Source organism: Trinickia sp., assembly GCF_051953405.1.
Taxonomy (GTDB): domain Bacteria; phylum Pseudomonadota; class Gammaproteobacteria; order Burkholderiales; family Burkholderiaceae; genus Trinickia.
Map to the genome: position 1 here is coordinate 62,040 of NZ_JBQCIV010000115.1, position 12,168 is coordinate 74,207.

Here is a 12,168-nt window from a genome sequence, read left to right on the forward strand (position 1 = left end):
ACGCCCTTATCGGAAGTCAGAACGGCGCGCCCTGGAACTTGGTGCGCGGATAGACAGTCTTTTCCCCGCCGATCGTCACGACCAGTTGGATGTCATGGTGCACGCACGCGTAACGTCCTACGAATCGATCGAGCACGTCACCGAACAATGTCGCGTCGCCTAGACCATCGAAGCCGGTTGCATCGAGTTCGACATGGAACCAGAGGACTCGTTGGACGCAGCCACCCCGCACCACCTCCGTCTCGCCGAGCTTCAAGTCCTTAATCGCATCGATGCGCCGTGACATCGCGTCGTCCGCTGCCCAATCGTAGAGTTCGAGCGTTTCGCGCAGGGCTTCGACCCCTTCCGCATGGATCCGATTGAGTTCGTTCGCCGTGCCCGCCGAAAAGTGACCTAGGACACGCCAGTCATAGCCGGCAAAATAGCGAGGTGGATAGAGCGGCTGTGTGGGGGCCGTGAGGTTGCGCACCGATTCGACACCGGTAAAGCCCGATCCCATTTCCGTGACCGTCTCCTGGGCCAGCGCCATGCGCGGCAAGCGCCCATTGTGGGCAAGCGCCCGAACCGTCAGATAGCGGTCCGGATCAGCGCGGCGGACTTCATCATCGTCCACGCCCCGGCGTTGCTCCGCCCAGAGCTCGCCGTCCAGCTTTATCCACAGTTCCCGCCCCCGGACGCCGAATCGCGTCGACGCGTAAAAATATCGCTCCGGTTTTTCGTAACGCAGCTCCCAGGCGTGATTGCGGAAGACCGCGAACGGCCGGTAAGCATGTCGTGCGCTGCCTTCTGGATCGGCCGCGATGACCGAGAGGACATCGTATGGCTCCGCATGTTCGTCGAGGGCCGGCGGCATGCGGACTCGATGCTCGCGGTCGTACCGATCGACCGGCTGCAGCGGCGGCGCGTCGACCTCGAAGAGGTTGATCACCGGCGTGCAGAAGAGACGGAAGCTATTTCGGCCGACCTGACGACCGTCGGATATCCGCCCGTTCAGTTCGACTTCGAACGTCATCTGCGTTTCGCCGATCGGCAGCGCGGCGGCATCGAACCCGCAGAGGTCGACGAAATGGAACTTCTGAGGAAACGCAGCATACTCGAGCATCGTCTGCTCGCGGTCGAGTTGTCGGTCACGTTGAGCATTTCCAACGGGCCACAACCGCGTGGACGGACCAAAACCCGCTGCCTCGAAATTCACGCCGTGGAGCCGCTGTAATTCGCCGTCACGGACCGACGGCAGACGCAGATCGATTGCAGCGACCTGACGCGTCAGCGCCACATACAGCGCCGCCGCCGCGGCCCGGTCGCCATCTAGGTAGAGGCGGATACGCGAGAGGTCCGGACGCTCGCGCTGCCCGTCGAGCCGAAGGCCGAACGTCAAGCTGACGACGGTGCGCCCGTCGGCACGTACGGCGACGTGCGCGTCTTCCACCGAGAGCGGTAGCAATTTGACAGGCTGCGTCGTTCGAAAGACACATTGCACGGCATCGGTACCGACGGGCGCCGACAGCACAACCGCACCCGCCGGAACGTGTCCCGAGTCCGTGCCGATGCCCCTCTGGGGCGTGCATTCGAGGATCGACAGCGAGGGGATCGGTCGCCCCGCGTGTTCGTATAAATTGTCGATCAGCGGATCGGTCACTTCGGGCAAGCCGTCGTCGAGCTTGCTTCGCAACTGCGCTTGCAGGAACGCAAAGGCTTCATAGATCGCACGGACGGGCCCCTCCTCGGGCTCACGCTCGAGCATGCCCAGGCGACGCGCTGCATCGGGATGGGCCTCGGCGAATTCACGGCTTGTCGCGTGCAGATAGCGCATCGCCTCATCGAAATATCGGAGGAACGGAGTGTCGGGTTCAAGCTGGGACTGCTTCCACGGGGCGGTCATGGTTCCATCTCAGGTGGTAACGGTGGGAGGGAGGGCAATTCGGCTGTCGCACCGGCACGCCCTGTTAAGAAGATGCGCTGGGGCATACGGAAGCCACGCAGTTCGAGCAGTTCCAATGGCCCTGGCCCCGCCTGCGTACGCAGCACATAACGCAGCGGCGCCGCTGTGCCGCTCGGGGCGCGCGTCATCACGGCATTGATCCCCTGAGCGGCATCGCCACCGGCCTCGGCATTCCAAACCAATTCGTAGCGCGATTCATCGAGCCGCTTCACCTGCGCTTTCTCCAGCAGCCGAAGAAATGCCCAATCGCCCGTTGCATCGAACGCGATACGCAGTCCTGCGCTTTGCGTCTGCCAAGTCAGTAACGCGTGTCCGGCCAGACCGTTGCCCGGCCAGGCGAGAGCCGACCAATCGTCCCGCTGGTTGAAGTATTCGACCGCCTGTCGGTCCACCGTCAACGTCGTATGCGTCACGCCGGGCGTCGGTTGCGGCATGACATCAAAGCGATACCGTGCCTCCCCGGGCGCATAAAGGCGAGCCCCTAACGGACCGATCAGCCGCAGCATGTCGAGAAATGCCGGGTCGAACTGCAGCGACTGCGGCGCGAGTTCGCTGCGCATCCAACGGTCGCCCTGGCGTTTAAGTACGCCGGACAACTCCGTCTGGATAAATCGGTCGATCAGCCCGGTGTCCGGCCGTACGAAGCGACCAAATTCTGCAAAGGAGGCATCGGCGCTAGTCGGCGAAAACGGATAGCGCTCGGAGAATGTCGAGGCGAAGGTGGCCGTCATGCCCGCACGCCATGCCTCATTCAGGCTCGCGGCGGCGGGCTGCAGTACGGCTTGCCACGCAGCGTCGAGCGGTTGCACGAACATCGTCTGTCCAAAGCCTGCCCATTGCGCACCGAGGCTCGCGGCCGTCAGCGCCGCGTCGTCTCGCGCCTGCGAAAGATCCGACAGCTTGCCCTGGAACACCGCCTGTGCGAGCGAGAGTGCCATCGCCTGCGCGTCAGGGCTCGCCTGAATCTGCTGCAGCTTCAGGCGCACCGTCGTATCGGCGGTCAAGACTCGCGAGAGGCTGACACCGCTAAAGGCGGCGGTGCCGGCCGACTGAGCCATGTTTGCTTTCCCGCTGGCCGCCGCTGCGTCTGCATCGCCTAGCAGCGCAAGCAGCGGGCCGAACGAGCGATCGAGCGGGCTAGTCGTCGGCGACAGCGTTTGGCCGCCGTCGCTGCCCGCGAGCAGACCCTGCGCCTTGCGCACGAGCGTATCGGCGAGCGCTTGCGAGGGCCGGCCCGCCTGGCCGTGATACTGAACCGACTTCATGACCGCGAGGAGCGGCGAAGTCTGCGCATCGGTCATGCGCGTCAGCTGGTCGATGACACCGGAAAGGCTCGCCGCCGAGACCCACTGCAAGCTGTTGAGCATGCCCGTCCAGGCCGCCGTGTAGTCTGCAAAATAGCGCTCGCGCAATCGTTGTCGAAGGGTATCGGCCCTTAGCTTGGGATCGAGGGCGGCGCGCGCCGAGTCGAGCGGTGCTTTTGTCGCAGCGGCGATCGCTTGGGCGGCTGGCTTGTCGCCGACGAGTACCCAGTCTGCCTCCACGTGTCGTTCCTTCGCGGCAGCCTCGATTGCCTCGTCGACAACGCCGTCCCATGCGGGCCGGGTAAAAATGCCCGGCACGGTCCGAGTGGCGGCAAAGAGCCCATGCGCATCGGTACCGGCAAGCAACGTTGAAAGCGATACATCCGCGTACTTGCCGCGCGCTTCGTCGAGTATTCGCCGATACAGCACATCGTCGCTCGCCGCTAGGCCGATCTGGTTGACCAGCATCGAGCGCATGCGTGTGACGATCGGTGTCGACGCGTCGATGCGCCAATCGGGGTGCGTGCGCAGGTGCTCGGACCAGAAGCGCGCTAGCTGCTGCGAAATATCCAGCCATTCCCCCGTGCGCATGCCGGCGACTGCGGGCCAGACGTCCAGCAGTTGGGCGCTGAGAAAGGGCCCGTCGGTGCGCGCCGGCGTGGCAAGCATGAGATACACCTTGAGGCGGTTGTAGGCACGTTGCCGAGCGTCCTGGCTCTGCTGCTCGTCGGCGCGAACTTTCGACAGTTCGGTGAGCTGTGCTTCCAGTACATGCGCGATCGGTTGACGCAAGTTGCGGACGGCGACGGTCTTATAGGGCTGCCACAACCTATCGAGCAGTTCGTCGTTGCGCGACAGGCCCGCACGCAGATGCCACGGCACCCCATGCCGAACCCGGTATTCGAGCGTATCGATCTGCCGTTGCAGGGCGAGCTGGGCACGCAGGGCCTCGGGTGTCGCGGGCGCGGCGGCGAGCGCCGTCGCGACGGCTGCTTCGGCATCCCTGACAACCGCCCGATTTCCCAGACCCGATACGATCAAGGCGATCGACCAGAGAACGGATCCGGCGCCAATGCTCGTAGCAAGCGCGTCGGGCCAGTGTAGACGGACACGGCGGCCCCGATAGGAAGGCGACCTCGTCGCGATCTCGTGCCATACAGGCGGCAGCGCGGCAGGCTGCGCAAGGCGCGTCGCCCGGCGTGACAACGTGTCGAACGGCGCATCGAGCGAATCGTGCCTATCGGCAACCGGCATCTGTGCATCGGGCCGCGCCGAAAACACGGGCGCGAAGATCACGCCGGCCAGCGGGGCACGTAGCCACCCTGATGCGACCAACGCCTGCAGGCCTTTGGCGATGCGGTCGCGGTAGTCGCCCACGTACTTGGAGATTTCGATAAGCCAGGTCACTCGCGGATCTGCGGAAAACAGGCCCATGCCCGTGTCCGCTGTTCGGTACTCAAGCTCGTCCAACAGTTCGGGGAGCCTGCCGATTGCCTTGCTGCCTGCACGTGCATCGTTCCTTAGAAAGGCCGCAACCGTGTCCCAATCCTCCGCGGCGCTGCCGTTCGCCTCCACCGGATGTAAAAATGTGATGGGGGCCGCCCACCCGAGCGCGGTCGCGATCCCCGACAGCATGCGGGGCAGATCCGAATTCGCATCGTCCGCACGAGCGACATGCACGACTCCGTCGACCGGCCGGCGACCGCGCAATTTCCGGATTTTGCCGAGCCACTTTGCTGCCTCCACGCCATCCGGCGCAGCGTGCAACAGCACGGTTTCACCGACGCGCAGGACGCCCGCTTGCCGGAGCCCGGGAGCAACCTGATCGATTCGGTCGTCAGTGCCGCTTACCAGGAGCCAGCGCAAGCGATACCGCCAGCGCACGCCATGAACGGTGCGCAGTTCTTCGCACAGCGACGACAGTTCCGCATCCGCATTCGACGCTACCTGCGTTTGGGTGCCCGACGGAGGTCGAAGGCGCTCTTGTTCCTTGTTCTGCCGTCTCCTCCACATCGGCATGAACGCTTCCTTTGCCACCAGCGACAGCACGCATACGGCTGCTACGACGAGGCATGCACGCAGGCGTTGCGCGTCGTTGGTCAACCCAAAGCGGTCGCCATCTATCAAGAACCATAGGCAGACCAGCAATCCGGACGCGACAACGGCCAGAATCGCGCCCCAGAATCGAAGAATTTTCATGCGGCGAGATGATCGTTAGTCTGAGAGGCCGCGATTAGATGAACGGTCAATTCGTTTTCAGCATGCGCGATGGCAAGTTGCGGATTGCCGTTTCCTTGCCGGCAAGCTTCGGCTGCGGCAACCAGGCCAAACCAATATTGAGCTGTGTGCGCCCGCGCGAGATAGTGATCGACAGGATACGAGGGAACCGCCTCGGCCTCCGATAGCGAACGCGTGTTCGACATCGCTCCCGAGGCATCGGCCGAAATACCTGTGAGCCATATGCCAGCGACGTTCGTGGGGTCGGCCCCGGCGTAATCGAAGAGCATTGCAAGATCGGCATCGAGCGTTTCGGTGGAGGTCGCCATCGGTCGGCCAATACGGGGTGCCAGTGACGCGGGCGAATGATTAGGGTAGTGATCTCCGGAAACCAGCAGCGCGACAGCCAGTTCGCTGAAATCGCGGGGCTCTCTCGAGGATGGCCACGTTTGCACGGCAACGAACAGTCGAGGACTAGCATTGGGTTCGTCGAACATATCGTTCCAGTCGCCGGCGACGAGCGGCACAACGTTAGCGGTCGATGGCCGCTGTGTCCGTGCGGACTGCGCATCTTGCCAAGCGCGCTCGATATGCGCCGCGTCGGCGTCGGCTTGGACGTGAATCGACTGGACCTGTGTGGACCAGTTAGGGTGGATCTCATCGAGTTGCCGCGCCAACTGCTCGAGTGCCCACTGAAGCGGGTCGATCTCGTCGCCATCTGGCCAGCCGTGAAACGTGCGCCCCTTGTGGGGAGACGCGGCAGCCGTAGGCGGCACGGACGTCATTGCGGCGACGAGTTCGCATTCGGGAGTGATCGCTGCGCATGCCACGACGCGTAGCGCGCGCTGCGCCCACTGCTGCCATTGAAGTCTCGTGTTCTCCGTGGCTTCTTCGTTGGCGACCGATGCCGCAACCGACTGGTCGTAGCGATTGATCCAGAGCCCCAGTAGCACGCACCCTACGAGAAGCGGCGTCGCGACGCGCAGCCAGAAACGCGCATCGACGGATTTCCCCGAGGGCCAGGACCACACGGCCCATGCCACGCTTGCGCCGATCAGACACACGAAGAGCACCGCCCAAAGCTGCCAGGAGGGCCGTGCCTCGGGCTGCATCGTCTCGCCGACGTTGATAGGCCAACCCATTTTTAAATCGCGGTGAGGGACGGATCTGAGGCGAGCACACGGCAGCCGCATTGCGCACAGCACTCATGTACGACGACGGCACGGCCATTCTCCGACATCGTCGGGTGCCCTTCGATGATCGGGTTGACGCCGTGGCCTTCGATCGGGCAGGACACCAGATCGCCGACGAGGGCTGCGCAGCGCCCGTCGAACTCCATCGTGGAACTGGCGGTCATGACGTAGCCGCCGTGGTCCGTTTTGTCGTTCTTGCGCACGATCGCGCCGAGATAGGCTGACATTGTCGTTCCTGCTTTGTTTATGGGTTTGCGGAAGGGAAGTTATTGCTCGATTTCGGGAAGCCGTACCCCGCCTATCGGGTAGTCTTTGTAGGCTTCGAGAATCTTGGCGCCAGCGGCTCTCGCCGCCGCTTCGCTTTCTTTGCGAGCGGCTAGCTTTCGCGCCATTTCCGATTGCTTGTAGGTCTTCCAGTCGCCTTTGGTTGGGCCATAGAGCCAACCGGAAGTTGTGTCGGCTGATCGGATGGTCACCCGCAAAGTGTCGAAAAGCGGTGGTTTCTCGGGACCACGGTCGTCCTTTTCATAGCGCAACTCGATCGTCGCCCCATGCTTGATCCAGTACCAGTGCGGCCAGCGCTCGCTCAGATTGTCCCAGTCCTCACGCGTCATCCGGTACGACGGATCAATTCCCCACATGTCCTGCCATTCCGCCGTATAGGCCCGGTTACGATAGCCCGGCACAAAGTCAATCGTGTCTCGGCCCGACAGCCGCGGATCGCTAAAAGAGATCCAGCGCTGCCAGCCTGCGGCGTTGATCCGATCGATGGTGTTCTGGACGAGTTTAAAGGCCGTGTCTTCGTATTCGGCCCACGCCCTTGTATCGGTGCGGCTCTTAGGTAGCCGTGGGAGCAAAAGGTCCAGCGCGATTTCGTCGATCCCGCCCCCCATCGAACCCTCTTCGTAAAAGGCCAGATGCTCGACGGGCGGGAAGGCAATGGCGCTATAGTCTTCTTTCAGAACGACGGTCGCGCCGAGGTCCTTGAACGGTTTGCCCGCGTCGTACATCCGCAGTCCGTTCATCCCGCTACGTTTGATCGGCACCGGCGAATGCTTAACGACTTCGGCGCCCTGTTGGCCGATCGTGAGATTCAACGTTTGATTCATGGTGTTCGAATGTGAAAGGGAATAGCGCAGCGACAGGGCAAATGTCACTGCCAGAAGGAGACTGACGGCTACGAACCACCGCTGTGGGGCACGGCTACGCATCCCGCCCCCTTGCGATTACACGAATCTGCCCCACCATGTATTCGCGGTGCGGCGGCTTTCCCTCGACCCCGACCACCCCTGTCATCAGCCGGTGATACTTGTCTATAATCTTTTTGACGTACTTCATCCGTTCAACAGAGTCATAGAGCGGCCCTTCGTCCGCCTCCATTCGTGCAGTCATCTCCTCGAGCGTGATGCCATAGGGTGCGACATCGCGCTCATAGATTTCGTCGTCAACCGCAGGTTCGGAGTGGAAGAACAGCGTGGGGTCGGTCGCGCCGAGTAGCCAACCGAGCCCCGGAATCCCTCGCGCCCAATCGTTCTTAGCCAGCGCACTTTGGAATTCCAGATGGTCATAGACCATTCGCTGTAGGTGTAGCTCTTGTTCGTGCTGCAAGGACGCCCAGGCCGCCTTGTACGCGCGCTCTTGCTTCTTCTTAAGATCATCGGTGTTCTCATACGCCTGGATATGCTGAAACGCTTTCCGAAGATGTATGGTCATCCGGCAATCGTTGATCTCCGCCAGCGCTGCCCCATCCTTCAGCGGCGGACTGGAAATCGGATGGTCGAAATTGCCCAGCAGTGCCCTCTTCCGCAGCTTTTTGATGAGATTCTCGTTCGGCCCCGTCGCCCACGGTAGCGGCTCGATCATTGCCTTGACCGGCGCGTCATAGGTTTTGAAGTTGCGCCGCTCGCAGCAATGGTTAAACGACTTTGCTCCGTACTGCCGGTAAAACAGATGCCACGGCACCACTTCGAGGAACAACCACAGGTTGCCCTTGGCAAGGTAGTAGTACGTCACGGCCGCCGCAAACCGCCCGGCGCCGAACACGGACCGCGACTCGCCGTCGATAAATCCGTCCGCAATCCGCAAACCATCGGCCACCTGCTTGGCCGCGAATGCAGCCAGTCCCGGCCAGTAGAAACGGCCGGCTTTGTCAGTGCCCTCGTCGTCCAAAAATAGTTGCGCGTAGTTACCCGCCGCACGCTTTGCTCGCCGTATGGCGTTCTCTACGAAGATCAGGCCGATCTCCCCCTCGACCTCTTCCGCCATCTTTTCCAGTGCCTTCATTTGCATGATCGACCACTGGTCCTCGCAAGTCACAATGCAAGTGACGCACGTATTGGCCTCCTTGCTCGTCATCGCGAAGCCCAGTTGCCGTCCTCTCACAACCGGCAAATCGGATTCAAAAAAAGCTATTGGCTTGGAACGTGTCGTGCTCATTAGATGGTGGGCGCCGTCGGTCGGACTCGAGAAAAAATCTAGTGGTTGAGGACCGTGTGACCTTAACCGCGGTTGGGAAAAAAAATGCGCGGACAGCTGCAAACTCAGACGAACGGAAGCGACAAAATGCGGAGCCCGGCGAGTTTGATCGGGCGAGCAGACCCTACCGGAGAATGTCGCCTTCAGGTCGATCAGTGCGGGGCGAGGAGAAGGATGGGTCGCGCGCAGCCTGTTGTTCGATTTCAGGACGCCGTACGCCGCCTATCGCGCATCTTTGTAGGCTTCGAGAATCTTGGCGCCAGCGGCTCTCGCTGCCGCTTCGATTTCCTTGCGAGCGGCGAGCATTCGCACCATTTCCGATTGTTCGTACGTCTTCCAGTCGCCTTTGGTCGGGCCATAGATCCAACCGGAAGTTGTGTCGGCTGATCGGATAGTCAGCCTCAACGTATCGAAAAGTGGCGGCATCTTCGAACTGCGGTAGTCCTTTTCGTAGCGCAAGTCGATCGTCGCGCCATGCTTGATCTAATACCAGTTAGGCCAGCGCTCGCTCAGATTGTCCCAGTCCTCACGCGTCATCCGGTACGACGGATCAATTCCCCACATATCTTGCGATTCCGCCGCATAACCGCGATCACGCGCCCCCCTTTGCATTGTCGTTCAGCGATCGGTTCCGGGAAGCCTTACACCGCCCACGGGGTAGTCCTTGTAGTCTTCGAGAATCGTCGCTCCTGCGGCTCTCGCTGCCGCTTCGCTTTCTTTGCGAGCGGCAAGCTTTCGCGCCATTTCCGATTGTTTGTAGGTCTTCCAGTCGCCTTTGGTTGCACCATAGAGCCAACCGGAAGTCGTACCAGCCGATCGGATGGTCACCCGCAAAGTGTCGAAAAGCGGTGGTTTCTCCGGACCGCGACCATCCTTTTCATAGCGCAACTCGATCGTCGTGCCATGCTTGATCCAGTACCAGTGCGGCCAGCGCTCGCTCAGATTCGCCCAGTCTTCCTCCGTCATCCGGTACGACGGATCGATGCCCCACATGTGCTGCCATTTCGCCGAATAACCACGGTTGCGATAGCCCGGCACAAAGGCAATCGTGTCTCGGCCCGACAGCCGCGGGACACTGAACCTGATCCAGCGCTGCCAGCCCGCGGCGTTGATTCGATCGACGGTGTCCTGGACGAGCTTGAAAACCATCTCGTCGTATTCCTCCCACGCCCTCGTATCGGCGCGGCTCTTGGGTAGCCGCGGGAGCCAAAGGTCGAGCGCGATCTCGTCAATGCCCTCTCCGGTTGAACCTTGTTCGTAAAAGGCCATACGTTCGACCGGCGGAAACGCGATGGCGCTATATTCTTCTTTTAGAACGACGGTCGCACCGAGTTCCTTGAACGGCTTGCCCACATCGAACATTCGCAGTCCGCTTACCCCGCTTTGCTTGATCGGCACGGGCGAGTGCTTGACGACGTCTGCGCCCTGCTGGCCTATCGTGATATTTAACAATTGATTCATGGTGTTTGAATGTGAAATCGAATAACGCAGTGACAAAGCAATTGCCACCGCCAGAAAAACTCCCCCAACGATGCGCCACCGACGGACAAGGCCATCACGCATATCGCCACCGATCGGAAATCACGCGTATCTGTTCGACGATGTATTCGCGCTGAGGGGGCTTTCCGTCGACACCTACTATCCCCGTCATTAACTTGTGGTATTTGTCCAAAATCTGCTTGGCATACTTCATACGCTCCAAGGAGTCATAGAGCGGCCCCTCGTGCGCCTCCATTCGCGCGGTGATCTCCTCGAGCGTGATGCCATAGGGTGCGACATCACGCTCATAGATTTCGTCGTCAACCGTGGGTTCGGAGTGGAAGAACAGCGTGGGGTCGGTCGCGCCGAGTAGCCAACCGAGCACCGGAATACCTCGAGCCCAATCGTTCTTACCCAGCGCGCTTCGAAATTCTGGATGGTCGTAGACCATCCGCTGTAGATGCTGCTCTTGTTCGTGCTGGAGCGACGCCCAGGCCGCGTTGTATGCACTCTCTTGTTTATGCTGCAGGTCGCCGGTTTGCTCATACTCCTCGATGTACTCGAACGCTTGCCGAAGATGTTCGGTCATCCGGCAATTGTTCATTTCCGCCAGCGCAGCCCCATCCTTCAGCGGCGGACTCGAAATCGGATGATCGAAATTGCCCAGCAGTGCTCTCTTACGCAGCCGTTTTACTAAATCCTCATCCGGTCCCTTCGCCCACGGCAGCGGCTCGATCATGGCCTTCACTGGTGCGTCATAGGTCTCGAAGTTTCGCCGTTCGCCGCAATGGTTGAACGATCGCGCACCGTACTGCCGATAAAACAGATGCCACGGCACCACTTCGAGGAACAGCCACAGGTTTCCCTTCGCAAGGTAGTAATAGGTCACGGCCGCAGCGAACCGCGCTGCTCCGAACACCGAGCGAGATTTTCCATCGATAATCCCGTCCGCAATGACCAATCCATCTGCGACCTGCTTGGCCGCGAATGCAGCGAGCCCAGGCCAGTAAAAGCGGCCCTCCTTGTCGGTGCCCTCGTCATCGAGAAAGAGCTGCGCATAGTTGCCGGCCGCCCGCTTGGCCCGCCTGACAGCATCCTCGATGAAGATCAGGCCGATCTCCCCCTTCACGTCCTCCCCCATCTTCTCCAGCGCTTCCATCTGCATGATCGACCACTGGTCCTCGCACGTCACAATGCAAGTCACACAGTGATTGGGCTCCTTGCTTGTCATCGCGAAGCCCAGTTGCCGTCCTTTCACAACCGGCAAATCGGTTTCGAAAAAAGCTATCGGCTTGGAACGTGTCGTGCTCATCGGTTATCGGACTCCTGGTTGCGCCGAATGGAGGAATAGTGAAGGTTGGTCCGCGTGCCCTCGCTCTTTACGCTCAGCGCCGAGGCGGTCGTACCGGCGACGCCGGCCGCCTGCCGGACAAAATCGCTCCGCATCTGAAAGAAGTGCTGTAGCCCGTCCACGGCAGCGCCCGCTTCATCGCTGAACTTGTACTGAACGTTGTAAGGGCCCTCGGATTTGTCGAACCCCTTCAGATCCGTCTTCATC

Annotated in this window: 9 protein-coding genes; all 9 read right to left on the reverse strand. The window is 61.1% G+C overall.

Annotated features, from left to right (window positions below; genetic code table 11):
* Positions 1-16: 16 nt before the first annotated feature.
* Positions 17-1,882 (reverse strand): type VI secretion system baseplate subunit TssF, encoded by a 1,866-nt coding sequence (tssF, locus tag ACTHN9_RS19910; RefSeq protein ID WP_440538495.1) that lies wholly within the window; start codon positions 1,880-1,882, stop codon positions 17-19.
* Positions 1,879-5,445 carry an ImcF-related family protein gene (locus ACTHN9_RS19915; RefSeq protein ID WP_440538496.1) on the reverse strand — a complete coding sequence of 1,189 codons (3,567 nt, stop codon included), beginning with the start codon at positions 5,443-5,445 and terminating at the stop codon, positions 1,879-1,881. The genes tssF and ACTHN9_RS19915 overlap by 4 nt, the downstream gene beginning before the upstream one ends.
* Entirely contained in the window at positions 5,442-6,605 is a 1,164-nt protein-coding gene (locus ACTHN9_RS19920) for a hypothetical protein (RefSeq protein ID WP_440538497.1), read from the reverse strand. Before ACTHN9_RS19920 ends, ACTHN9_RS19915 begins: the two co-directional genes overlap by 4 nt.
* 2 nt (positions 6,606-6,607) lie before the next feature.
* Entirely contained in the window at positions 6,608-6,883 is a 276-nt protein-coding gene (locus ACTHN9_RS19925) for a PAAR domain-containing protein (RefSeq protein WP_440538498.1), read from the reverse strand.
* A 39-nt stretch (positions 6,884-6,922) separates the two neighbouring features.
* The gene (locus tag ACTHN9_RS19930) at positions 6,923-7,765 is read right to left on the reverse strand and encodes a hypothetical protein (RefSeq protein WP_440538499.1); all 843 of its coding nucleotides are present in this window, start codon (positions 7,763-7,765) and stop codon (positions 6,923-6,925) included.
* Between the two features lie 94 nt (positions 7,766-7,859).
* The gene (locus ACTHN9_RS19935) at positions 7,860-8,939 is read right to left on the reverse strand and encodes a DUF2515 family protein (protein ID WP_440538500.1); all 1,080 of its coding nucleotides are present in this window, start codon (positions 8,937-8,939) and stop codon (positions 7,860-7,862) included.
* Between the two features lie 810 nt (positions 8,940-9,749).
* Positions 9,750-10,694, reverse strand: a complete 945-nt coding sequence (locus ACTHN9_RS19940; protein ID WP_440538501.1) for a hypothetical protein — start codon at positions 10,692-10,694, stop codon at positions 9,750-9,752.
* A complete protein-coding gene (locus ACTHN9_RS19945; RefSeq protein ID WP_440538502.1) occupies positions 10,687-11,922 on the reverse strand; it encodes a DUF2515 family protein in 1,236 nt (411 codons plus the stop codon). The genes ACTHN9_RS19940 and ACTHN9_RS19945 overlap by 8 nt, the downstream gene beginning before the upstream one ends.
* On the reverse strand, positions 11,919-12,168 hold a 250-nt coding region (locus tag ACTHN9_RS19950; RefSeq protein WP_440538503.1), incomplete at its 5' end, for a hypothetical protein. The genes ACTHN9_RS19945 and ACTHN9_RS19950, both read right to left, overlap by 4 nt.